The following is a 23,962-nucleotide window of genomic DNA, read 5'->3' as shown; positions in this document are numbered from 1 at the left end:
CGAATTCAATATCACGTTAATTCTTTCAAAAATATGAATTCATTCAATGGAGGTACTTACCATGCTTACATCCAAAATGCTTATCGATAAAGACTTTCAGATTGCCGAAGTTGATCCGCGTGTCTATGGTTCATTTATAGAGCATCTGGGACGGGCCGTATACGGCGGTATTTATGATCCAGGTCATCCTACGGCAGATGCTCAAGGTTTCCGTCAGGATGCCATTGAAGCGATTAAAGCTTTGAATGTGCCAATTGTTCGTTATCCGGGCGGCAATTTCGTATCCGGTTACAATTGGGAGGACGGTGTTGGTCCGGTAGCGGAGCGTAAACGCAGACTTGAACTCGCTTGGTGGACGATTGAAACGAATGCGGTAGGAACAAACGAATTTGCAGATTGGGCCAAACTGGTTGGAACCGAAGTGATGATGGCTGTAAATCTGGGTACTCGCGGCATTGATGCGGCTAGAAACCTGATTGAATACTGCAACCACCCATCTGGCACATACTGGAGTGATCTGCGTATCTCTCACGGTTACAAGGACCCGCATAAATTCAAAACCTGGTGTTTAGGCAACGAAATGGACGGCCCTTGGCAGATTGGTGCAATGACTGCATATGAATATGGCCGTATTGCCAATGAGACCGCTAAAGCGATGAAATGGGTTGATCCGGAAATTGAGCTTGTGGCTTGCGGCAGTTCCAGCCGTGACATGAGTACATTTGCAGATTGGGAAGCAACCGTGCTGGATCTCACCTACGAAAATGTGGACTACTTGTCCCTGCATCAGTATTACAACAATAACAAAGACAACACATATGACTTCCTGGCGACATCGCTGGATCTGGATCAATTTATTGATAGTGTGGCTTCAATCTGTGATTTTGTACAAGCCAAGAAACGCAGCAAAAAGAAATTAATGCTGTCTCTGGATGAATGGAATGTCTGGAAATCCATCGGCACGAGCCGTATGGAAGAACGGTGGCAGATTGCGCCTCCAGAGTTTGAAGATGTGTATACACATGAAGATGCACTTGCTGTGGGCTGTTACCTGATTACCATACTCAAGCACGCCGATCGTGTAAAAATGGCTTGCCTTGCTCAGTTGATTAACACCATTGCACCAATCATGACCGAGAATAACGGAGCGATCTGGTTCCAGACGACCTATTTCCCGTTCATGCATGCATCCAACTTCGGACGCGGTACGGTGTTACGGTCCATCACAACTTCACCTAAATATGATTCCAAAGACTTTACAGATGTACCTTATCTCGAAGCGATCAGTGTGCATGATGAAGAAAACGGCACGATCACGATCTTCGCGGTGAACAGACATCTGGATGAGAAGTTGGAACTGAATGTGGATCTTCGTTCTTTTGGAGAAACCACATTTGTGGAGCACATCGTACTGGAAAACGATGACCTGAAGGCTACCAATACCAAAGAAAATCCACGCAACGTCCTTCCACACAATGGTGGACATACAACCGTGGATCAAGGTAAAGTTCAAGCTGTGTTGAACAAAGCGTCATGGAACGTGATTCGCCTGAAAACCAAACAGGCATAATAAATAATAAGAGTGGGATAGAATTTTCTCCTACTCTTCAACATCAGCATTGTTTTTCGCACCGCGTGCAGCTCCCTGCGCGCGGTGTTTTTTGCTGTATGAGGGTAGTCGGCCGAACTACATGGTATCAAAGTTAGATGTTAGACGCGTATTGGAAATCTCAGTTTTTATTCCTCGCAACGAAGGAATTTAACGAACACAGGGAGTCTTATTTAACCCGATTCGGGCGGATTTTAATGGCTTGATATTGACCCGAATAAGGTTTCTGAGGTTCGTTAGCGCTGAGCAAGCATGCTATATTGAGCTGGTTTGAACCTCATATACAGCATAAGAAAATAAGCCACCCTCCGTTTTTCGTCCGGAGAGCAGCTTGCAGTTAAGCATCTAGCTGAGAAGAACGATTTTCATTTCAAGTATTATCCTTGTTGTGCTTCCTCTTCACCTTCAGTTTCAGCCTGAGCTGCTTGGCTTGCTGGAGTCATCAGCCCTTGAACTGCCCCCATAAATGGCTGAATCTGCTTAATCATGCCATACCCCATTTTGACCACAGGTGTAAACCGCTGGATCATGCCAAACAACCGCATACCCCCGCCTAACATACCTCCAATCGAGCCTGCACCGCCAAAGCCACCTAACAATGAGCCTAACATAGGCATGAAAGATGATACCTGGGCTTGCCTAGACGTTGAGCGAGACATCGACCGGGATCGTACTTGAGACTTACGTGTGCTGTTCACCCGTTTACGGTTTCGAGAGGATGCTGTTTTTCTCGTAGCCCCTGCTTTAGGTTTGGTTTTGCGAGCACTGCCTTCAGATGAGGGTGCTGTGATTGCGGCCTGAGTAAGCTTTCCGCCCCCGGTAAGCACTACGCCTTCGCTGTTAACGCCAGAGATGTACCCGACGTACGTCTCGCCATTATGAAGAGTCACGCAGACTGGGCGATCCTTGAGCCGTTTCACCCGGACGTGTATTTCACTGGTTTTAGCCATGGAATTCACCTCACTTGACTTGATCTACTTCAGTCTACGCAATGGGTGGACGACTTGCCTGTGCGAATAACACATCCGTGTGCCGAAAGCAGGAAGGTTCCGCCGTGCAATTACAGATTTCTTGTTTTCCCTCAGATATGCTCAATATACATCTCATTCAAAATATGTCCCTTACGATATGTGTGCTCTGCCAATTCAGATTCCACATAAGATTCAACATCACTCTTTTCGATATTGTACATGACCTCCAGTTCTCTAGAGAAAAGAAGGTGTCCCTCATTGATTTTCTGCTCCAACGAGGTTATCTGTTTTGGTTTCAGATCACCACCAAGTACCTGCTGAAGTGCTTGCACATATGTTTCAAGAGAACGTGCTCCGACAATTTTCATCCCTTGGTTCTCTTCATTTACAATGATAATGGATGGGAAACCTCTAACTCCCAAACTAGCAACACGCTCAAAGTCTTCCTCTAATAAATCTTGTGCCGATTGCTGTGCAGCCGCCTCAACCACTTCTTTTCCATTCAGGCCCAGTTGATTGACGATATCCGTCAGCACATCATCTTCTCCAATATTTCGATTGAATGCAAACACGGCTTCACGTGCACGTCTTAAAAACTCATGTTCTTTACCAGGATGTGTACTCTGAATGACTTTAAATATGCGAGATGGCGGATAAGAAGAAAGTATTGGATTATCATGCCATAAGGAACCGTCGATGGGCATGCGTGAATGTTCACCCACTTCCTTCCAATGCGCTGCAACGTCCGAAGGTTTCTGAATCCCGTTAGCGCCATCCGAGAAACCATTCCAGTTAGCCAGTAGCCCACCCATTTTAATTTGCAGCGTAAAATAATGACCGTATTCCTCAATAAACCGATGAAGCACAGGCTCAAGCGCCCAGCAGTGAGAGCAGATCGGATCTGTTGCGTAATAAAGAGTTATCCGTTTCTCAACGTGATTCAGATTGATTTCTTGCATCGCCTCTTCCTCATTCACACCACATACGCCTGTTTCCAGATCACACATCATTGATTCGTTACTCACGTTAATCCCGCCTTTATATTGTCTTATGAATTGATTTTCTCGTATTAGTTTGATTATAATGTTTACAATCTTTTGAACAAGTACGATTCTTTTTCTGACTTAGTATCAAAAAGTATACTATTGGAGGGTATCAAGTGAAATACGAGTTTAATTTCGATCAGTTATGTCCAGCGACTTATGCATTTCAGGTCATTGGAGGCAAGTGGAATCTTCCGATCCTGGCAATCCTTAGTGAAAATGACTGTATACGTTACAATGAATTAAAAAGAAGACTGCCCGGCATTACCGGAACGATGCTAACGAACTGTTTGAAGGATTTGATTCATTCCGGCATCGTGCATCGGGAGCAATATAACGAGGTGCCACCGAGAGTGGAGTATTCGCTCACAGAATCAGGCAAGGAATTGGTTCCATTAATTGAATCCATGGTAATCTGGGGTCAGAAAAATATGACAGCAGGCGTGAAGGAACAAGAAAAATAACATTTGGCCTACTGTAACACCTCAGCATAGATGTTCATTTTCTAATCGCCCTGTACACCTTTGTTCAACGGCAAAAAGGCTATTTCACTGGACCATCACGTCCTTTGAAATAGCCTTTCCTTATATAAATAAAAGACTTCCGCTTGTTTTTATGCATCACTTCATATTCATTCTCGGCTTCGATGTGTTAGACACATCTAACTATTCAGGTCGTCATCTTCCTCATTTCCTAAATACATAACCGTTTTTTCTCCCTCAACCAATCTAATGATCTGCTTTCGTAATTTTGAAGGAAATAAAGGTAGTTCGTTTATATTTTTAATTTCGAGCCACACATATTCCACCTGGTTTTCGTCACTTGGCAGAATAGAACTATCTTGGTCCACCAAACCTATGTACTCGCATAAAAAAACAAAATCTACACGATGAAGAGCTTCACCGTATACACCCTCAATGACAAATTCCAGTGATAACGGTTCTACATCTATTCCGATTTCTTCCGCAACTTCACGCTTCACAGCATCGGTCAGCGTTTCACCTGCATTCTGGCTCCCACCAGGCAGGATATAGATCACTTCATCATGATCATCCTGCTTCATTGCAAGCATTCTCCCGTCTTTAATGATCAATGCTTTTGCAGAATTTCTAATCTTTCTCTCCATTGCTAATCCCCCATATATGTCTGTGAAGAATATTTTAACACATACATCTAAACAAATTCTGAACAATCAAATCAACTCACTCTTGGCGACCTCCATGAAAGCAGCCATGGACGGAGAGATCCATTTTTCCCGATGCCAGAGCATTTGCGCAGAAAAGGATACATCTGATAAATCCCACGGCAGAGCAACCACTTCCCCTTCGCTCAACTCTTTCTTCAACGCCATCTCAGGTAATAAAGCGATCCCCAGACCAGCCACAACACATTGTTTAATGGCTTCTACACTATGAAACTCCAGCTCTGTCAGAGCATCTGCACCTTTCTTCGTTATGGATTGGTCAAAATGAGTGCGATACGAACAGTTCTTTTCGGTCAGCAAAAAATGCTGCTTGTGGAAGTCATCGATAACTAACGCGGAACGCGATGCTAACATATGATCGGGAGAAACCACCATTTGAAAGGTCTCATCCTTTAAAAACTCTGAATGAAGATCTTTGGCACCAACGGGCTCATCCAATACAAAAACGACATCGGTATGCCCTTCTCTCAGACTCGATTTAAGCTCTTGCCCAGACAAGGGGCGGAACAATAACCGCACACCAGGATAGTCCGCTCGGAAGCGTTTGAACAAGGCTGGAAGAAGATATGCACACAGCACTTCGTCTGCTCCGATCACAACCGTCCCCGCCAATTCTCCGTGCTGACTGGATATGCACTTTGCTTCCTCTACATCGTTTAATATCTTAGTGGCGTACGGCAGAAACTGTTGACCAGCATCCGTTAACACGACCTTTTTTCCTAGTCGATCCAGCAATTTCACACCGAGCTCTTCTTCCAGCGATTTGATTTGCATGGTTATGGTAGACGGTACATAGCTCAATAATTCAGCAGTTTGACTAAAGCTGCAGGTCGATGCAAGTGTCCAAAAGGTTTTTAGCTGGCGTATTTCCATGAGTCAGGCACCTCCTAGTTCAAAATAAATGAATGATATTTTCGATAACGTTTCGTTGAATTGATAATAGACGTATTGTAGAGTGAAATCAAGTTATTACTATTGTATAAGGAGAATCAATCTATGAACGATTATGAAACATATAACCTTGGAGATACATTACTTCAATCGGGACAACAGCTCCCTCAAGCCTTTATCGCTTACAAGACCTATGGAAACTTAAATGCGGCAAAGGACAATGTTATTGTTGTCCCAACATGGTTTGCTGGAATTCACACAGATAATGAATGGTTAATTGGAACGGACAAAGCACTGGACCCCAGTCGTTATTTTATCGTGGTGCCCAATATGTTGGGTAACGGGTTATCGTCTTCTCCAAGTAATACCCCTGCCCCATATGATAAGAACAACTTTCCTCTCATCTCCATGTATGACAATGTGCATGCCCAGCATCAACTCATCACTCAAAAATTCGGGATCTCCAAAATCAAACTTGTTGTGGGCTGGTCTCTGGGAGCCGTGCAGGTTTATCAATGGGGAACCAGTTATCCTGAGATGGTCGAGCGTATTGCCCCCTTTGGCGGAACGGCAAAGAGCAGACCCCATACACAGTTGGTATTCGAAGCAATGATCGCGGCGTTACAGGCAGATTCGAATTATAAAAATGGTAGATATGAACGCCCTCCGGTTGCCGGTCTCGCAGCGATGGGAAGAGCGTATGCTCCATGGGGGTTTTCGCAGGCGTACTATTTGGAGAAATTGTATCAATCTGAGGGTTACGACTCCTTGCAATCTTATGTAGAAGATTACTGGGATCAAGTATTTCTTCCCTTCGATGCTAACGATTTGATTACCATGCTACGTACAGGAATATATGGAGACATTAGCGATAATCCCATAGATGACGGCAACTTCGAACAGGCGTTAAGCAAGATCACCTCTCCTGCACTCGTTATGCCAGGATCAAGTGACTTGTTTTTCACGCCAGAAGACAGTGCGTATGATGTTCAACATATGCCAAACGCTGTGTATCAACCTATACAGTCCAAGTGGGGACACTGCTTTGGAATCGGAGCAAACGAAGAGGATTCACTCGTTATCGATCGTCATCTAAAGCAATTTTTGGAGGCATGAGTAAAAAAAGAAGGAGCACAAAGTAAAAAAAGTGCACAAAGCTCATTTATCTTTTCTCCGCTACAACTCAAAAGTAAAAAAAGATATCGGTTCTCGTCAATAACCTTTATATCACATTCCCCCTTTCTCGTTTAGAATATTTTCAAGAAAGCGCTATTGAAATACGACTGATAAGGGGGAAAAGAAATGAACAAGAAAACGAAAGCTCTAGTCTTGTCTGTGTGCATGTCAACCTTATTACTCGCAGCCTGTAGCAATGGAAGCGGTGCTGATAAAGGTTCAACGACGGACACGGATTCCAACGAGGCTGGAACGACAACCATTCATACCGTAACATCAGAATACTCTTCTGCAAAATATCCAAAGGGCGATGATATCACCAACAATGTATGGATTAAGCGATACAAAGAGAAGTTTAATATTGATGTCAAAACAGACTGGGTCAGCGATGAGTACGATACAAAACTCAATTTGGCTATCGCATCGAACGATCTTCCTGACGTATTCAGAGTTAATCCATCACAACTGAGACAGTTAGTCGAAGCAGATATGGTCATGGACCTTTCAGAGGTCTTTGATCAACACGCTTCAGATCGCCTCAAAGGTTACATGGAAGCAGATGCGGACAGTTACGAGTCTGGAAAGAAGGACGGTAAGCTGTACGGAATACCACAGATGCACTGGGGATTAATTGAACAACCAGACTTCATCTGGATCCGGAACGACTGGAAAGAAGAATTGGGTGTCCAAGATCCGAAATCTGTGGAAGACATCAAGAATATTGCACTAAAATTCATGGAAAAGCACGGTGGTTATGGTATAGCGGTAGACCAATCGTTGGATTACCTCAACCTTCTGGCCATTGCATGGAATGCGCATCCGGATATGTGGATGGAGGATAGCACTGGAAAACTCGTGTACGGCTCCGTGCAGCCTGAGATGAAAGATGCGCTGGCTGAGTGGTCAGAATGGTACAAGCGAGGCATCATTGATCCAGAATTTGCAATCAAAGACTTTAATGCGATGAACGCGGACATTGTCGCCGGCAAAGTGGGCATGCAGCCTTATTACCAATGGTGGGGTTATAATCCAGGTGTCGATACGGTATCCAACTTGGGTAAAGACGCTATCTTCTATCCTTATATCATTCCTACCGTCGATGGGAAGGAAGCCAAACAATCCATCTTTTTCGCCAACAACAATTATATTGTCATGAAGAAGGGATTCAAGAACCCCGAGAAAGTGATCCAGATTTTGAACGACTATGCTTATATCGTGGATGAGGGCAATGGCAAGGAATCGACAGAAACGCTATCTGCTTTGCTGGATAACGATATTGCCCATGTTGTTGGAGCGTTCCGTGTACTTAATCCGAATTCCGATTACGAGCAATTTGAGGCGGTCTCCGCTGCCCTTCAATCCAAGGATACCAGTGGACTTACGACTTCGGGTATGTGGCAAAAATATAATAACAGTGTTGAATTCATGGAGAACGCCACCCCAGGAGCAGTTGGTGATTATTTGCAACAAGGGGCTCCCAAAAATGCGTATGGACTTGCCAAAAAAGTACTCGACAGCGAAAACTATACGAAGACAGCCTTATGGGGTGTTACACCAGAGATCCTGTCAAGCTATGGAACAACCTTGGATGATATCCTGACGGAGGGCTTCACCAAGATCATTATGGGTAGCGAAAGTATCGATTATTTCGATGTAATTGTCCAGAACTGGCGAGCAGCCGGAGGTGATGACGCAACCCAGGCCGTCAATGAGGCATACGGAAAATAAAAAGTCTGTTACCAAGAAGGGATGGGAATGTTCTCGTCTCTTCTTGGCAGCGGTTACAATTTTATCGCGCCAAGAACGGAGGAATACGAATGCTGAGAAAATGGAAGCAACAGCGAGCTTACCATCTCATGTTGATACCAAGCCTGGTCTTGGTCTTCATCTTTAGTTACATCCCATTCTACGGACTTATTATTGCGTTTCAGAAGTACAATCCGGGCCTCGGCTTCAACTCGCCATGGGTAGGATGGGATAACTTTACCCACATATTTAATCAGCCGAACTTTGTAAGAACGATCTGGAATACATTATACATGTCTGTCTTTAAAATTATCGGTGGTATAATCGTGCCCGTAATTTTCGCATTACTGCTCAACGAGGTACTACACAGTGGAATCAAACGTACATTTCAAACACTAGTCTACATTCCGAACTTCCTCTCTTGGGTCATTATGGCCGGCATCATGCTGGATATCCTTAGCTCCGACGGCATTATCAATACATTTCTAAGTGTATTTGGGATTGCACCAATCTCCTTTCTTGGCACACCTTCTATTTTTCCTTGGACGATGATTGTGAGTGACATATGGAAAGGTTTCGGGTTTGGCACGGTTGTTTATTTGGCAGCCCTGACCAGTATTGATCCGGGACTTTACGAAGCCGCGGTGATCGACGGAGCGAAACGGTGGAAACAAACCATCTACATTACGTTACCTCTTCTCATGCCAACCATTGTTTTAATGACCGTATTATCGCTTGGTAACGTACTCAATGCTGGCTTTGACCAGATCTATAATCTCTACTCCCCTGTTGTCTATCAGACCGGTGATATTATTGATACCTATGTCTACCGTTTAGGAATCCAACAGGCACAGTATTCGATTGGTACCGCTGTCGGGTTATTCAAATCCATCATTTCCAGTGTTCTCGTTGCTGTATCATACATCCTGGCTTACAGGGTGGCTGGCTATCGTATCTTCTAAGAAGGAGGAACTTACATTATGATCTATGATAAAAGTATGAGCAGGCGTGTATTTCTTATTATAAACTACACCATATTGCTCCTAATCTCTCTCCTATGTATCCTGCCGTTTATCAACCTGCTGGCTGTTTCATTCAGCAGCAGCGCGGCTGTATCTGCAGGCAGTGTTACGTTCTGGCCTGTTGAATTTACGACAAAAGCCTATGAGTTTGCATTAACTGGAGGATCATTTTTCTCCTCTCTCTGGGTAGCCATTCAACGAACCGTTATCGGAACGTTAGTGAATCTGGTTCTGATCGTACTCACGGCTTATCCCCTCTCCAAATCCAAACAAAAATTGATGGGGCGTAACATCTATATGGGATTTTTCATCGTAACCATGTTATTTAGTGGAGGACTAATTCCAACCTATCTCGTGGTCGTCAAAATGGGACTGATCGATTCCATCTGGTCTCTGATCCTGCCTGGCGCCCTCCCCGTATTCAGTATGATTATCCTCATGAATTTCATTCGGGGGCTGCCCGAGGAGATTGAAGAATCAGCCATTATCGATGGTGCTGGGCCTGTACAGGTATTGCTACGTATTCTACTCCCACTTCTCAAGCCCGCTCTCGCTACGGTTGGTTTGTTCAGTATCGTTGCCCACTGGAATTCGTGGTTCGATGGCATTATCTATATGAACAATCCAGCCAATTATCCATTACAAAGTTACCTCCAGACCCTCCTGCAAAGTTTTGAGCAAATCATGCTGAAATCTGGTTCAGATTATACGCAGCTGTTGTCCATGATGAACGCCAGAACGGGGCGCGCCGCTCAGATGTTCTTGGGTGCCATTCCGATTTTACTCGTGTATCCGTTTTTACAGAAATATTTCACCAAAGGTTTGGTGTTAGGTAGCGTCAAAGGGTGAACAAAAGGGCTTGCAGTTCATACTGCGAGCCCTTTGTTTATATCTAAACTTATGTTTATGAACGCTGTATCGCATTATGAGATGCATAAATGAAAGCATCAATGACTATTTGGCTTCTATGATGGCAGGCAGCAGAATGGAGAAAATGGTACCTTCACCTATTTTACTCTCCACCTGTATACCATAAGGTTTCCCAAAATGAAGTTGAATTCGCCGCTGCACATTATGCAATCCAATCCCATTGGTTCCCGTACTTGCACTGGACTTTTCTTCCAATAGATTCTGCATCGTATGATGATCCATACCGACACCATTATCGCAGATTTCAATGACAACTTCATCCACCCGCAGTTGAATCCGAATGGTGATGATTCCGTCTTCCTCTAACTCGGCCAGGCCATGAAAAATTGCATTCTCCACAATGGGCTGCAGGATCATTTTGGGCATCCGATAATCCAACACTCTATCCTCAATTTCATATCTCATCTGAATACAATCATAGTACCTGACATTCTGGATCGTTACATAATTCGTTATATTATCGAGTTCCTCACGAATGGTTACGAGAGTTCCATCGGATTTTGTTGCATAGCGGAGCATCGAGATTAAGGCATCGGTCATTTCCACAATTTTATCAGCCTGCTGCATCGAGGCAATCCATTTCACCGACCCAAGGGTGTTATACAGAAAATGAGGCTTGATTTGGTCATGGAGCGCACGCATCTCGGCCTTGGCTTTCTCTATTTCTTCCTGCTGCATCCGTTCGACCAACCGCTTCAATTCATGCGACATTCTGTTAAATCGAATGGATAAATGTCCAATCTCATCTCTGGAGCCAATAGGTTCAACTTGTTCAAACTGACCTTTCTCGACTAGAGCGATATTCCGTAGCAGTTTTTTAATGGGAGTTGTGATCACATGAGATAAAAAGATGGATATGACGGCAGCAAAAAGAACAATGACTATGGCAAGCGTCACCAGATTACGTCCCAATATTTTGCCATCAGCAGTCAGCTCATCCAAAGGCATATATAAATAAGTTGTCCATTTTTGCTGACTAAGGGGACTGGTCACCACGACATTTAGTGATTCAGGCGGACGAACGTTGTCCCGGAACAGTGTCCCGATTAATCGTTCGTTCACGTTATATACGATCTTGTCATCCTCATCAACGATCATGAATCTGGAGCGCAGCCCTTCCTGCAAGTTGCGGTTGACGATTTCAATGAATTTGATATCAATGCTGACAACAATCACGCCAAGCAGTTTTCCACTAGTCACATCATGAATTTTGCGAGCGTGTGACACTGCCAGTATTTTATTCTCCAATTGCTCGTCGATTCGTGTTGTGAGAGTAATGGTTCGATCATCATCATGCATGAACTTTTTAAACCATAATTCGTTCGATACTTTGAAGTTTGGATCAATGGGTTGATGTGGACTGACAAAAAGGTCTTGACCCCCGTTCATATTGTAGAGGTAGATGGAGAATACGCGATCTTTCATCATGATATAATTCATCAGAATGTTGTATGCGGCGATCTCATGTTGTTCATCACCCTCTCGCAGGAAATCCTGGATCGGAAAACTCCCTTCATGAGTCGCAGACAGATTGTCACTAAGCCCATTGCTGGCTAGCAGCGAAATTTTCTCAATCTCCTTGAGGAACTCGTCAATGCGAATATTCGTTTGTTTGGCCAGATCGTTTAGCAGCGTTGTATAGTTCTGTGCCAATAAACGCTCTGAGGAGTAATACGAATTGATTGTCATCACCAACACTGGAAGGATAATGACCGTCATACAGATCACCATAATTTTGTACTTGATCCGGAAGGGTCGAACATGCTTCATATGCTGCACCTCTATTCACCGATTACATTCATCCCTGCTGTAATTCTCGATATTCCTCAGGAGTGACACCTACCGATTTTTTGAAAATCTTACTGAAGTACGTGTAATTATGGTAGCCCACCTTTTCTGCGATTTCATACACTCTCATTCCTCTGCTCAATAGATACGCCTTCGCATGTTCAATTCGAACTCGGGTCAAGTACGTAATAAAGTTCTCTCCTCGTTCCTGTTTGAACACACGGCTGAGATACGACGGATTCACACTGATTTGGCTAGCGATACTTTGCAGTGAGATATCTTCCGCATAATACTTGTCGATCAATTCAGTGGCGAGATCGGTGTAAGTGCTCTCCTGTTTGATTTGGGAATCGGTTTGGAAGTAATATGAAATATGAGCAAGCATATCCTGGTGGATATCCTCCCAATACTCCCCCTTTAGAACGATTTCATAGGGTGATTTCTCTGTTAAAGAAGGTGCACCTCTTTCCGTAGCTCGGGATAGATGGGAATGTATCGTTTCCATTACCATGATATATTGCTTGCGAATGCTATTCTCATCTGCTCGCAGCTGTTCGAGATTGGATCGGATTCCTTCAAGGAACTCTTCCGCCTTTTTGTTGTCTTTGCTTACCCACAACTTCAACAAATCTCGTTCTTGTTGCGGACTTAAAGCTCCCTTAACTTCATGTCGATCTGGGGATTGAACCATATCATCGTAATACAACACCTGGTTGCTTCCTGTGAAGAAACCCTGTTGTAGAGCCATTTCTGCCTCTTGGCAGGCCTTCCTGATGTGAAGGAAACCGGAAGTCATTCTACTTACCCCAGCCGTGAGCGATAGATTCATAAAATCCTTGATCGAAGACAGCAATTTATTACATAGTTTATTCAAGTCGGCGTGTACAGATTGGCTCTCAGGAAGTACATTAACGATCACCCAATATTCTGAGGAACTTTCAACAAAAATCTCTTTCTCCCATTTCGAAGGAATAATCTCTTCCATAATATTAAGAATCGAAAATCGTAGCAGCTTCTCCCCCTTCTCTACATATTTCCGCTTTGCATCCTCGTAATAATTCACGATGAACTTCATGACAACCAACTGGTCCGAACGTATACGAAAATGCAGTTCTTCCGCTTTGGTGACAATATCTTCCTCACTAGTGAATCCGCTTACAATATCTTGGAAGAAACTATCCTTTAGATATCTTAGGCTCTTGGAATAGTCCTGTGTTATAGAGGGTGTGTTGGTTGGGTGAACATGTTCACTTTGCAGTTTCTGTCCAACAGTGCTCAGGAGGTCAATAAGGGCAGTTTCTGTAATCTCACTTTTAATCAAGTAATCTGAAGCGCCAAGTTTTAGTGCCTCTTTTACATAATGAAATTCGTCAAAATTACTCAGGATGACATACTTACAGGTTTTCAGTACGCAGGAGGCCTCTTGTATAAGCTGTAGCCCATCCATAATAGGCATCTTAATATCTGTAATAATCAGATCAGGCATCACTTCAAGCGCAAGGCTTAATGCCTCTTTTCCATTTCCCGCCTCACCAACAACATAGAAATTATACTCTTCCCAATTCAGCATGGAACGAATTCCAACCCGCATGAGCAATTCATCATCTACGATCATCAGTTTATACATGATATCCCCCAACATGAACCATTTTTAGATATTTTACCATTAAATGAACTGTCGCAAAGATGTCTAGCGAACCTTATTGCATTGCGGGTATCATAAATAACACTTTTACAGAACATACGTTCCTGTTATAATCAGATTATCGTATTTGGTGTAACATAACATACCCGCCTGGAAAGGATACATATCATGAATTTATACAAGTTTGAATTAACGGTGAACGGATATCTATTACGCGTTCATTTCAGTGCATCTGAAGAAAGTGGATTGAAATGGTGCAAACGAGTTGCTTCTGAATTCCAGAATAACGTTGCCAATCTGGAGATCAAGGTTGATATACATAAAAAGCAGAAACAAAAGCATGCACGTGAATATCACGGAAAGCCATATCTGTATGATAGGACACTGAGGAAAAAGCCGCTTGCGAAGAAAAATAAAACGGCTGAATCATCTGCTGTGATGTAAAGGTAAATTAACATCGCTGCTTAACGAGTCTTCTCAATAGATAGACAAAAAGACTAAAGAACGACTAATTGATGATAACATCAGTAACGTTCTGTAGTCTTTTATGAAAGTACTATCGACACCTTGAGTAGACTGAAATTCCTTTCACGTCCCGACGTCTCCGATCATTTGTCGTTCAATTTGTTTCATTTCATAAAAATAACCTTTTTGCTCCATCAGCTCGGAGAAAGAACCCGATTCCACAATCTTGCCTTGCTCCATGACCACAATCCGATCCATCTCTTCCAATCCCGTAAGCCGATGGCAGATCAGGAGAAGTGTATCTTCAGCAGCTTGTGCAAGAAGATGCTGGAGCACATGTTTCTCTGTGACGTAATCCAGTGAGGACGTTGGCTCGTCCAAAAGCCATAACCGTCCTTTGCGCAGCATGGCTCGTGCCAAAGCCAGCCTCTGCTTCTCGCCATCCGACAGGTTCTCTCCCTTTTCATATACCATGTCGGTCAATGATTTATTGGGCAGTTGCACTTTATCCAGCATAACCGACAGTTGTTCATCCGAATGTTCTTCTCCATTCAGCAACAGGTTGTCCCGGATGGTTCCCCGGAAGAAATGACTTTGCTGCAACACAACATTTGCCCTTTTCCATATGCTCTCTTCATTCAGTTCCTGCACCGGAACATCGTTTAATCGTATATCGCCAGATGTTGGTGCACGCAGCTTGAGTAACAAATCGATAATCGTTGACTTACCTGACCCGCTCGGCCCGACAATCGCTGTTTTGGAGCCTGCTGCAAGTTGCAGGGAAAGTTCCTTCAGCGCCGGTCTCCATTCCCCATCGTATTGAAAGCTAACACCGGATAGTTCAATCGAAACCGCCTGATCGGCTGACACTTCACCGCTTGGCTGTACAGGTTGCACATCGGAGGTTGGCACCGTTTCCGCCAATCGCTGAGCGGCGTGTTCACTGTCCTGCTTGTATAGAGGTAATATAGCCATTGCCGCAGCTTCTTCGAACACGGTCTGCGTGGCCAGGATCAGCATGGCGAGAAACACACCGGCAAACGCTCCATTCACAATTAAGAAGGCGCTGAGTGCTAGCACTCCCCATGTAACGAGATATGTCACAAAAACGTGCATGGATTGCCCGCGCAACAGGTGCGAAGCGGCTTGCTTCTGTTCCGTTGCCAAAGCAGCGGAAGCCTGCTGAAGCTGTTGCTCACGCTGTTCCAATTGGCCGTATACTTTCAAATCCCGGAAACCATACAACACTTCGGTTACTTCCGTGGACAGCAAGGCCCGTTGCTGGCGGACACGGCCGTGTATTTTTCGCTGACCTATCAAGACAACACCTGGTACGACAAAAGCCGTTATCAGCATACCTAGGACTAACAAACACGCAATCCAGATCGAAAAGGCCGAAGTGAACAGCATGGTAGCCAAAAACACCATAACGACCATGATGGGTGGATACGCGACCCGCAAAAAGTAATTTTGCAAGCTTTCCACATCACCCACGATCCTAGCAAGCAGATCTCCGCTTCGGTTTTTATTCAATATACCTGGCGTTACCGGGATCAGTTTGGCAAAAAAGGACGTCCTCAAGCGGCTCAGCATGGAGAATGTCGCCCTGTGGGAATACAAACGTTCTCCGTAGCGGCTTGCCGCTCGAAGGAAACCGAGCAGTTTGACCATGGAAGTGAGTACAATTAAGGTGTACAGCGGTGGCGCAAATACCGTTTGCGATATCATATACCCACTCGCGGAAAAGAGAGCTACCCCTGCTATGCCGGCGATAAATCCGCCCAATATCGAAAGCAAGATATCCTTGCGCTCCTGAATCATCGCTTTTGACAGAATCGTCAGCTCATTCATGCTAACCCTCCTTTCCGTTGTACATCCACCATCTCCGCATATTGAGGCAGGCGCGCCAGAAGTGCTTCATGATGTCCTGAATCCACCAATACCCCATTGTCCATAAACAAAATGTTGTCCGCATGTTGAATCGTATATAAACGGTGTGCCACCGTAATCATCGTTGCCGTTTTGGCTAATGCCGCAATGGATTGTTGCAGTACCCGCTCGGTGTGCAAATCCAGTCCTACGGTGGGTTCATCGAACAAAATAACAGCTGGTCGCTTCAGAAAAGCACGTGCCAAAGCAAGTCTTTGCTTTTCCCCGCCAGACAGCCCCCGGCCACCTTCACCAACAAACGTGTTCAATCCCTGCTCCAATTGTGCAACAACGCCAGCAAGTCCTGCTTCCTCTGCCGCTCGTTCAATTTCGGCTCTGGAGACGTTACGACCCGCCCCAATCGCGATGTTTTCGGCAAATGTACCTGCAAAAATATACGGGTGCTGTGTAATATAACTAACTCGTTTGAACCATGCAGCCTCATCATGGTGTGAAAGCTCACTTCCGTTAACCAGAATCGCTCCCGAATCTGGTTTCAGTAAACCGGCCATGAGATGAAGCAGCGTGGTTTTACCTGAGCCACTTTTGCCTACAATAGCAATCTGTTCTCCCGGTCCAATCAAGATCTGTCCTGTCTCAAGTCCAAAGGAATTCGGTGCGTACTGGAATCGGACATCGTTCAGTTCAATGGTTGGTGGCATTGGAATCAATTCGGCACGAGCTGTACGGATCTCTTCCGTCCTTGCAATTGTATCGACATCGGTTAATTCGCTTTGATCCGATCCTTCTTCAGGCTCCGTTTGTGTGCTCTTGATACTTGTTTCCTCAAGCATCTGTTCGACCTTGCGAATCGCCCCCATACTGGTTCGCCCGCTGTGAAAAGCCGTTCCCGTATTCTTCAACAGACTGTAAAACTCAGGGACGAGTAACAACACGAGAAAGGCCGTGTGGAAGCTCATCGATTTGAAAACCAGTAACTGAATAGCCAGTTCAAGCGCAACAATACCAATGCTTAACATCACGATCGATTCCAGCATAAACGTATTTGTAAATGCAATCTTCAAAATGCCCATGGTGGCATCACGATACCCCAGACTGCTGCGTTCAATTTCCTGCTGCTGACGTTTAGCCCGCCCGAATATTTTCAACGTAACCAGCCCTTGAAGAGAATCCAGAAACGTACCGGAAAACTCAGCCAGTTGCGCGTACTTCTCCTCGGATTTGTTCTTTGTCTTGAGCCCGACCAAGATCATGAACAGCGGGATAAACGGTGCCGTAAATAGCATAATCCAGCCTGTATTGGCGTGCTGCGTAAACGTAACGACGAGAATCAGAATCGGGATCATCGCAGCTTCCATCATACGCGGCATGTACTGACTGAAATAACTGTCGGCCTCATCCACAGCATCCAAAGCAACACTGACCTTTCCTCCCGTCTGTCCACTCAGGGTTGAAGGCATGGAAGCGCGGGTCAGGTTCTGCAACACAGATGCTCGCATATTTGTCTTGGCGCGTGCTGCCATATGCAAGCCCACTTTCCCATTACCATACGACAACAGTGAGCGTACAGCCATAACAACCAGTAATAGGACAAGCAACAGCATCACTGATGAAAAGGAAACTTTCTCTACAAAGATTCGCTGGACTGCTTCAGCCACCAAGGTGGCCTGGCTTATAATAGCTACACCAAGGGCCAGCGAAATGATCGCAAGGAGAAGTCTGTTTTTTCGTTGTAAAGACATTTGCTGCGAGATCAGATTGGATTTGCCTCTCCTTTTCATTGAACGCTCCTCCTTTATTTTTTCCCTTTGACATAATCTGCATCAAACAGGAACAGTTTGAAGACCAGGATCAGAGAAGGAATTAACAGGCACAGCCCACCGATAAACACAACCACTAGCGCAAAACCCATTGCTGGCGGTGTGGCACTGCTCTGAATCGTGATGAATGGATCAAGAATATAAGGATACTGCCCAATGCCGTAAGCGAAAAAGGCTGTGAAAAATTGCAGCATGATACATATAAAAGCTAATCCGTAACGACGACCGTTATATAACAGCCACATGGCAATCATGAAAAATGCAACGGATAGCGCCAGCAGCCACCATAAATCCATCATGTTTTGAAAATGACGCTCATTGTGTTGACCCAAATATATAAATGCAGTCAGCGCGAGAATAATGGTCGGTGTACTCCAGAACAAAGCATAGTTCCGCATGAGCTTCAATGCCGAATGATCCTCTGCCCGAGATGCATAAAATGTCAGAAATGACCCGCTAATGAACAATACCGACACGATGGCTAGACCAACGATGCTCCACGATAATGGATTCGTAAATAGTGCCCAGTAATCCAGGGAAACGGTATCTCCCTGTTTCAAAATAAAGCCACCTTCAGACAGGGTCAGTGCCACTGACAATGACGCTGGAATAAGCAACCCGGTAGCTCCGTATAAAAACAGATATACGATGTTATTTTTGGAACCATAATTCTCAAAGGCGTAGAATGACCCACGAATGGCAAGCAAAATGACGGCTATACTTCCCGGTACAAGCAGCGCGGAGCCATAATAGTAAGCAGTATCCGGAAAGAATCCAACGATGCCAATATAGAAAAAGACAAAAAATACATTGGTGATCTCCCAGACCGGTGATAGATAACGGGAGATCAGACGATTAATCAGGTGATCCTGCTTTGTCAGGCGTGCATAAAAGGCGAAGAAACCTGCTCCAAAATCAATGGAAGCTACAATAAGATAGCCGTACAAGAACAGCCAGAGTACGGATATACCAATCAATTCATAACTCATCAGGCCTGATCCCCTTTCTTGGCTGATTGATCATGCTTCTCTTTCAACCATTTCTCCATCTCAAGCTCAGCGGGATTATTATTGAACAGACGTCTCAATACGAGAACACAGATGACGCCAAGCACGATGTATAGAAGCAAGAAGACGAAAAACAAAATTCTTACACTCGGTGAAGAAGTAGCGGCCTCTTCCACTCGCATATAACCTCGAATGATCCATGGCTGCCGACCGATCTCTGCATAGAACCAACCCATCTCAACGGCCAGAAAAGCGAGCGGTGCACTGAGCGCAACCATACGAAGCATCCACTTGTTAAACTGATTTCGTTTCTTCCAGAACACAAACAGGAAGTACAGACTGGATATAGCGAGTAGAGCGAAACCTATTCCAGCCATTAGATCAAACAAATAATGCACAAGTAAGGGTGGATGCTCATCAGATGGAAATTCATTCAGCCCGGTTACCTCGGCATTAAAGTCTCCAAAGGCAAGAAAGCTAAGCACTTTCGGCAAATGAAGTGCGCCTATGATTTCATGTTCAGCATTCAGCCATCCTAATAAAATAAGATCTGCGCCGCTTTCCGTCTCGAAATGCCACTCGGCAGCTGCGAGCTTCTCCGGCTGATGTTCAGCCAAAAACTTGGCAGATACATCCCCAGCTAAGGAATTTAATAAACTGAATACCAGAACAACGGCCATCATGAGGTTCAGGCCTTTTTTGTGGTAGGCAGACACCCCTTTTCTCAACATCGCAAAAGCTGCAATTCCCGCTAACAGAGCAGCTCCTGTCAGATAAGCCGAGCTTAATACATGAAATAGTTTGGAGAACGTCGCCGTATTCAGCATCGCTTGTACAGGATTCACTGCCAAGAATTGACCTGCTTCCATGACAAAGCCTTCAGGCTGGTTCATGAATCCGTTCACTGTTGTAATAAAAACAGCAGACATGCCTGCCCCGACGACAACTGGGATGGTCAGCAACCAGTGGATATACGGATTTTTGAAACGATCCCACGTATACAAGTAAATTCCCAGGAAGATGGCTTCAAAAAAGAACGCGAATACTTCCATAAATAGTGGCAGTGCAATGACATTTCCGGCCAGTTTCATAAAATTCGGCCATACCAAGGCCAACTGCAGTGATATCGCGGTACCTGTCACGACACCCACCGCCACAGAAATGACAAAGCCTCTGGACCACCTTTTTGCCATAAGTATGTAATGGTGATCCTTCTTCCGAATGCCGATGAACTCTGCAATAGCAATCATCAAAGGTACACCGACACCAAGCGTTGCAAAAATCACGTGGAACCCGAGCGTCAAACCTGTCACCAGCCTGCTCCATAACACCGTATCAATAGCCATTCTTTGTGTTGCCTCCTTTCAAACTCTGTTCAATTTAGAAACATTCAATATCAGCTTGGGCCAAGCTCAATGCAGAGTTGCGAAAAATTTCACAAAGTTAGGTATGACGATATCTTGCCACACCTATAATGCGTTTACTCCTGTTTGCCCCCGATAATAACAAGCATTGGATGCCTATTAAAATCTGATATGGATGCACTTAAAGTACTAACCAAGCCTATTAATCAAAATTATTATATCTTTATTTTTACCTAATTCAATCAAAGACACGTGTTCTACCCTAAACGTTCAAGAAAGGATCAACTCTTTCTGACAACTTGGTGAAAAATAAAAAATACACCCAATGGAGCTATTGATTCATTGGGTGTAAACGTGCTATTGCACGGCAGATTCTCTATTTTACTTGCTTACTTGCTCCGGACTCACCGCACCTGCCTCGCGACGTACGCTCATGATGATCAGTGATGCAGCTAATACCGTAAGGATGATTCCAAGCATCTGAAATCCTGTCACATTAAATGTATCTCCCATGACGATACCAATCAATAACGATGATATGATGGTCCCCAGGTAGCGTGATGTATTAAAAATACCTGATGCGACTCCGATCATTTCTTTGGGTGTGCTTTTGAACAGAGCAGCTTGCATGCCGACCGCGTTTAAGCCGTTACTAATGCCAAATAAAGCCAAGGCAACAATGACAACAAAAATTGGAGAAGTTTCATTCATGAATGTAATGAATACAGAGCCAATGGTCATTAACAATGCTGATACGATTAAAGCTGGCCGTGATCCCGATCTGTCAATCCAGCGCCCTGCGATCGGAGCAATAATGACTGAACATAACCCCAAAGCCAGCATGCTCATTCCTGTATGAACTTCGTTGAGATGACGTACCTGCTTCAAATACGTAGGAACTCCAAAAAAAAGAGCGTAAAACAGGATGTTCACCAGCATGTATTGCACATTCACCCAAGTCATCCCGGGATAGGAGGCAAACGTTCGCAGAGGGATAAAAGGCGTGGCTGCATTTAATTCATGTCGGATAAACATGACGAGTGCGATTAACCCGATCCCCCCTGTCAGCAGATGCCATGTTGAAATATTTCCTGTGGAATTTACTGATAGTAAACCGATGAGCAGAGTCACCAAAGCTACCGTAAACATCAGGATACCTGGTGCGTCAATTAACGCGAGCCATTGCCGAATGGACATGTGACCAGAGATAGACGGAGATTGCTCGTCCTTCGGGATTGTTTTCCAGGCGAACCAAAAACTCGCCAAGACAAACGGAATATTAACGAAGAATATGCTGTGCCAGTCCCACCAATGAATCAAAACACCACCAATAAAAGGTCCAATTGCAGCCGCTCCAGAAAGGAATATCGCCAAGGTGGACAAGGCGGAGGCTTGCTTGTCAGTCACGTTCATTCTGACAATCGCCATTCCGACGGCTACCATCATGCTTGTGCCAATCGATTGAACGATCCGGAATACGATGAGCCACGAAAAACTGGGAGACCACGGAGCTAGCATGGACGATACAAAAACAATAACAAGACCCATGAGGAAGATCTTCCTGCGGCCAAACAAATCACTACACTTGCCCATGACGGGTTGAGCAACAGCACTGGCAATGTAAAATGATAAAATGATCCACGAAACGGCTGTAAAACCAAGTTGGTACACTTGTTGTAGCCTGGAGATTGCCACCGAAATCATGGAGGAATTCAACGGATTCAACATAATTCCGAGTCCAACAGCTAACATCAATCCTTTATTTCGAACGTTCATCGGTGCATCACTCCTTCTTCTGCTGTCATCTTACTTGAAAACATTCATTTATTCCAACGCATTATATGTTATGATTTGATGAACTAGAAGGAATGAAGGAATGGTGCAAATGGAACTTCTCCAACTAAAATATTTCCTGACGGTGGCCCGATGCGAACATGTTACGGAAGCTGCGGGAAAGCTGCATGTTACGCAATCCTCTCTGAGCAAAACGATACAACGATTAGAGGATGACCTGGGAGTCCCCTTATTTGATCGAATCGGGAGAAAGCTGCGACTAAACGATTTTGGAAGAACATTTCTTCGCCGAACTGAAAAAGCCTTATTTGAATTGGAACAGGGACAACGGGAAATAGGCGACCTCTCCAACAAAGATCAGGGGATACTGCAATTGGCGGTGACTACGGCAAGTACTTTGCCAGGTATACTACGAGAATTTCGCAAAAATCAACCGGACATTCAGTTTCATGTACAAATGGTTTCGTTAGAGAACATGTCCAGACTTCTACATCGGGGCGAGGTTGATTTTTGTCTCTCCTCCCCTCCGATTCAAGGTGACGACATCGAATGTCAGATACTATATGAAGATCCGATCGTAGTCGCTGTTCCTATGGGGCATCGATATGCAGACCGAAGCAGCATTCAGTTAACTGAACTTAAGGACGAGTGGTTTGTTGGGGTGAAACAAGGGTATGGGGTTCGTGATATGGTAGATTCCGTATGTCAATCCGCTGGTTTCTTACCGAAATATGTATATGAAGGTGATGAGCCTGCAAGATTAACAGCCCTTGTTGAAGCGGAGATCGGTCTCGCGTTTATACCTAGCACAGCCAGAAACCCGCATGAGCGCATTAGATATCTTCAGGTAGAGGAACACCAACTCGTTCGTGAGATCGCTCTGCTTTCGCACAAAAACAGGTATATTTCCAAAGCCGCTTTAGAGTTTCGCAGCGTGGTTATGGACTATTTCAGTGCTATGCCATGAGCACAAATTCAATCCAGAGGAGTTGTCATTTTGATATTAAAAGCAGAAAAATTTGATCATATTTCAGAGACAGAACGGCTAGTCATCCGACCATTACAGAAAGACGACTATGAAAATTGGTTATATGAATTTGAAAACCGTCATCCCTCCCAATACCGCCATGATAAAGGGAAAATGGATATGAGTGAATGTACGCTGGATTGGTTTCATGATCTGGTAGATCGACACCAGGAGTTAGCGCGTACAGATGCGGTTTATGTATTTGGTGTGTTTAGAAAGCATGATGGTACACATTTGGGTATGATTGATATTGCAACCTTGGCGAGAGATGACTTTCAATGGGGAAGCTTCGGATATACGATCCATAATCAGTATTGGCGAAAAGGTTATGGCAAAGAAGCTGTGAATGAGGCTCTTCATATTGCATTTGAACATTTGAAATTCCACCGTATAGAAGCACATATCAATTTAGATAATACCCCTTCTGTAAAGTTAGCTGAAAGCGTTGGTATGGAATTTGAATGTGTACGTAAAGGTTTCATACACGAAAATGATGAGTGGACCGACCATTTGGTGTATTACAAAAATTCTAATTAAACGACTCCACCGATAATCAAAAGAGCGGACAAA

General features: G+C 44.5%; 20 protein-coding genes. 9 read left to right on the top strand and 11 right to left on the bottom strand.

Annotation, left to right across the window (positions count from 1 at the left end):
* The first annotated feature begins 61 nt into the window (after nucleotides 1-61).
* Complete coding sequence (gene arfA, locus MHB85_RS15220; RefSeq protein ID WP_091019034.1) at nucleotides 62-1,570, top strand: arabinosylfuranosidase ArfA; 1,509 nt, start codon at nucleotides 62-64, stop codon at nucleotides 1,568-1,570.
* Nucleotides 1,571-1,986: 416 nt separating this feature from the next.
* On the opposite strand, the gene MHB85_RS15215 is transcribed toward arfA, so the two are convergent.
* The gene (locus MHB85_RS15215) at nucleotides 1,987-2,559 is read right to left on the bottom strand and encodes a hypothetical protein (RefSeq protein WP_091019036.1); all 573 of its coding nucleotides are present in this window, start codon (nucleotides 2,557-2,559) and stop codon (nucleotides 1,987-1,989) included.
* A gap of 131 nt (nucleotides 2,560-2,690) precedes the next feature.
* Nucleotides 2,691-3,605, bottom strand: a complete 915-nt coding sequence (locus tag MHB85_RS15210; protein WP_192131566.1) for a DsbA family protein — start codon at nucleotides 3,603-3,605, stop codon at nucleotides 2,691-2,693.
* Nucleotides 3,606-3,739: 134 nt separating this feature from the next.
* Here MHB85_RS15210 and MHB85_RS15205 point away from each other — a divergent pair, with 134 nt between their 5' ends.
* Nucleotides 3,740-4,087 carry a winged helix-turn-helix transcriptional regulator gene (locus MHB85_RS15205; protein ID WP_091019040.1) on the top strand — a complete coding sequence of 116 codons (348 nt, stop codon included), beginning with the start codon at nucleotides 3,740-3,742 and terminating at the stop codon, nucleotides 4,085-4,087.
* A gap of 197 nt (nucleotides 4,088-4,284) precedes the next feature.
* On the opposite strand, the gene MHB85_RS15200 is transcribed toward MHB85_RS15205, so the two are convergent.
* Nucleotides 4,285-4,749, bottom strand: coding sequence for an NUDIX domain-containing protein (locus MHB85_RS15200; protein ID WP_244660874.1), 465 nt, complete (start codon nucleotides 4,747-4,749; stop codon nucleotides 4,285-4,287).
* Nucleotides 4,750-4,815: 66 nt separating this feature from the next.
* On the bottom strand, nucleotides 4,816-5,700 hold the full coding sequence (locus MHB85_RS15195) for a LysR family transcriptional regulator (protein ID WP_105598760.1): 885 nt from the start codon (nucleotides 5,698-5,700) through the stop codon (nucleotides 4,816-4,818).
* Between the two features lie 123 nt (nucleotides 5,701-5,823).
* Here MHB85_RS15195 and MHB85_RS15190 point away from each other — a divergent pair, with 123 nt between their 5' ends.
* From MHB85_RS15190 to MHB85_RS15175, 4 genes are all read left to right on the top strand, one after another.
* Nucleotides 5,824-6,834 carry an alpha/beta fold hydrolase gene (locus MHB85_RS15190; RefSeq protein WP_192131571.1) on the top strand — a complete coding sequence of 337 codons (1,011 nt, stop codon included), beginning with the start codon at nucleotides 5,824-5,826 and terminating at the stop codon, nucleotides 6,832-6,834.
* Between the two features lie 186 nt (nucleotides 6,835-7,020).
* On the top strand, nucleotides 7,021-8,622 hold the full coding sequence (locus tag MHB85_RS15185; protein ID WP_091019047.1) for an extracellular solute-binding protein: 1,602 nt from the start codon (nucleotides 7,021-7,023) through the stop codon (nucleotides 8,620-8,622).
* 89 nt (nucleotides 8,623-8,711) lie between these two features.
* Nucleotides 8,712-9,602: an ABC transporter permease gene (locus MHB85_RS15180; protein WP_091019049.1), complete on the top strand. Its 891-nt coding sequence runs from the start codon at nucleotides 8,712-8,714 to the stop codon at nucleotides 9,600-9,602.
* An 18-nt stretch (nucleotides 9,603-9,620) separates the two neighbouring features.
* On the top strand, nucleotides 9,621-10,511 hold the full coding sequence (locus tag MHB85_RS15175; protein ID WP_091019051.1) for a carbohydrate ABC transporter permease: 891 nt from the start codon (nucleotides 9,621-9,623) through the stop codon (nucleotides 10,509-10,511).
* 105 nt (nucleotides 10,512-10,616) lie between these two features.
* Here the strand turns inward: MHB85_RS15175 and MHB85_RS15170 are convergent, their stop codons facing one another.
* Nucleotides 10,617-12,362, bottom strand: coding sequence for a cache domain-containing sensor histidine kinase (locus MHB85_RS15170; protein WP_091019053.1), 1,746 nt, complete (start codon nucleotides 12,360-12,362; stop codon nucleotides 10,617-10,619).
* 28 nt (nucleotides 12,363-12,390) lie between these two features.
* Nucleotides 12,391-14,007 carry a helix-turn-helix domain-containing protein gene (locus MHB85_RS15165; RefSeq protein ID WP_341073175.1) on the bottom strand — a complete coding sequence of 539 codons (1,617 nt, stop codon included), beginning with the start codon at nucleotides 14,005-14,007 and terminating at the stop codon, nucleotides 12,391-12,393.
* Nucleotides 14,008-14,193: 186 nt separating this feature from the next.
* Here MHB85_RS15165 and MHB85_RS15160 point away from each other — a divergent pair, with 186 nt between their 5' ends.
* Nucleotides 14,194-14,469 carry a hypothetical protein gene (locus MHB85_RS15160; protein ID WP_047842994.1) on the top strand — a complete coding sequence of 92 codons (276 nt, stop codon included), beginning with the start codon at nucleotides 14,194-14,196 and terminating at the stop codon, nucleotides 14,467-14,469.
* 144 nt (nucleotides 14,470-14,613) lie between these two features.
* Here MHB85_RS15160 and cydC read toward each other — a convergent pair whose 3' ends face one another.
* The 5 genes from cydC to MHB85_RS15135 all read right to left on the bottom strand — a co-directional run bounded on the left by cydC (nucleotide 14,614) and on the right by MHB85_RS15135 (nucleotide 22,347).
* The gene (cydC, locus tag MHB85_RS15155; RefSeq protein WP_091019057.1) at nucleotides 14,614-16,341 is read right to left on the bottom strand and encodes a thiol reductant ABC exporter subunit CydC; all 1,728 of its coding nucleotides are present in this window, start codon (nucleotides 16,339-16,341) and stop codon (nucleotides 14,614-14,616) included.
* The gene (cydD, locus tag MHB85_RS15150) at nucleotides 16,338-18,161 is read right to left on the bottom strand and encodes a thiol reductant ABC exporter subunit CydD (RefSeq protein WP_341073174.1); all 1,824 of its coding nucleotides are present in this window, start codon (nucleotides 18,159-18,161) and stop codon (nucleotides 16,338-16,340) included. Before cydD ends, cydC begins: the two co-directional genes overlap by 4 nt.
* Nucleotides 18,162-18,175: 14 nt before the next feature.
* Nucleotides 18,176-19,189: a cytochrome d ubiquinol oxidase subunit II gene (locus tag MHB85_RS15145; protein ID WP_179198615.1), complete on the bottom strand. Its 1,014-nt coding sequence runs from the start codon at nucleotides 19,187-19,189 to the stop codon at nucleotides 18,176-18,178.
* The gene (locus tag MHB85_RS15140) at nucleotides 19,189-20,553 is read right to left on the bottom strand and encodes a cytochrome ubiquinol oxidase subunit I (protein WP_341073173.1); all 1,365 of its coding nucleotides are present in this window, start codon (nucleotides 20,551-20,553) and stop codon (nucleotides 19,189-19,191) included. Before MHB85_RS15140 ends, MHB85_RS15145 begins: the two co-directional genes overlap by 1 nt.
* Before the next feature lie 399 nt (nucleotides 20,554-20,952).
* On the bottom strand, nucleotides 20,953-22,347 hold the full coding sequence (locus MHB85_RS15135) for an MFS transporter (protein ID WP_341073172.1): 1,395 nt from the start codon (nucleotides 22,345-22,347) through the stop codon (nucleotides 20,953-20,955).
* Between the two features lie 109 nt (nucleotides 22,348-22,456).
* Between MHB85_RS15135 and MHB85_RS15130 the strand changes: the two genes are divergently transcribed.
* Nucleotides 22,457-23,332 carry a LysR family transcriptional regulator gene (locus MHB85_RS15130; protein ID WP_341074231.1) on the top strand — a complete coding sequence of 292 codons (876 nt, stop codon included), beginning with the start codon at nucleotides 22,457-22,459 and terminating at the stop codon, nucleotides 23,330-23,332.
* 30 nt (nucleotides 23,333-23,362) lie between these two features.
* Nucleotides 23,363-23,929 carry a GNAT family N-acetyltransferase gene (locus MHB85_RS15125; protein WP_341073171.1) on the top strand — a complete coding sequence of 189 codons (567 nt, stop codon included), beginning with the start codon at nucleotides 23,363-23,365 and terminating at the stop codon, nucleotides 23,927-23,929.
* Nucleotides 23,930-23,962 lie beyond the last annotated feature (33 nt).

Source organism: Paenibacillus sp. FSL K6-4396, assembly GCF_038002525.1.
GTDB classification, from domain to species: domain Bacteria; phylum Bacillota; class Bacilli; order Paenibacillales; family Paenibacillaceae; genus Paenibacillus; species Paenibacillus amylolyticus_B.
Note: the sequence above shows the minus strand (reverse complement) of the source record. Positions and strands in the feature narration are given on the sequence as shown.

Bases quoted from the DNA above. Each gene is read 5' to 3' on its own strand.
- MHB85_RS15135 (WP_341073172.1), bottom strand. From the start codon at position 22,347: ATGAACGTTCGAAATAAAGGATTGATGTTAGCTGTTGGACTCGGAATT.
- MHB85_RS15200 (WP_244660874.1), bottom strand. From the start codon at position 4,749: ATGGAGAGAAAGATTAGAAATTCTGCAAAAGCATTGATCATTAAAGAC.
- MHB85_RS15170 (WP_091019053.1), bottom strand. From the start codon at position 12,362: ATGAAGCATGTTCGACCCTTCCGGATCAAGTACAAAATTATGGTGATC.
- MHB85_RS15195 (WP_105598760.1), bottom strand. From the start codon at position 5,700: ATGGAAATACGCCAGCTAAAAACCTTTTGGACACTTGCATCGACCTGC.
- MHB85_RS15175 (WP_091019051.1), top strand. From the start codon at position 9,621: ATGATCTATGATAAAAGTATGAGCAGGCGTGTATTTCTTATTATAAAC.
- MHB85_RS15145 (WP_179198615.1), bottom strand. From the start codon at position 19,189: ATGAGTTATGAATTGATTGGTATATCCGTACTCTGGCTGTTCTTGTAC.
- MHB85_RS15160 (WP_047842994.1), top strand. From the start codon at position 14,194: ATGAATTTATACAAGTTTGAATTAACGGTGAACGGATATCTATTACGC.
- MHB85_RS15180 (WP_091019049.1), top strand. From the start codon at position 8,712: ATGCTGAGAAAATGGAAGCAACAGCGAGCTTACCATCTCATGTTGATA.
- cydC (WP_091019057.1), bottom strand. From the start codon at position 16,341: ATGAATGAGCTGACGATTCTGTCAAAAGCGATGATTCAGGAGCGCAAG.
- MHB85_RS15190 (WP_192131571.1), top strand. From the start codon at position 5,824: ATGAACGATTATGAAACATATAACCTTGGAGATACATTACTTCAATCG.
- MHB85_RS15165 (WP_341073175.1), bottom strand. From the start codon at position 14,007: ATGTATAAACTGATGATCGTAGATGATGAATTGCTCATGCGGGTTGGA.
- MHB85_RS15185 (WP_091019047.1), top strand. From the start codon at position 7,021: ATGAACAAGAAAACGAAAGCTCTAGTCTTGTCTGTGTGCATGTCAACC.
- MHB85_RS15130 (WP_341074231.1), top strand. From the start codon at position 22,457: ATGGAACTTCTCCAACTAAAATATTTCCTGACGGTGGCCCGATGCGAA.
- MHB85_RS15215 (WP_091019036.1), bottom strand. From the start codon at position 2,559: ATGGCTAAAACCAGTGAAATACACGTCCGGGTGAAACGGCTCAAGGAT.
- cydD (WP_341073174.1), bottom strand. From the start codon at position 18,161: ATGAAAAGGAGAGGCAAATCCAATCTGATCTCGCAGCAAATGTCTTTA.
- arfA (WP_091019034.1), top strand. From the start codon at position 62: ATGCTTACATCCAAAATGCTTATCGATAAAGACTTTCAGATTGCCGAA.
- MHB85_RS15140 (WP_341073173.1), bottom strand. From the start codon at position 20,553: ATGGCTATTGATACGGTGTTATGGAGCAGGCTGGTGACAGGTTTGACG.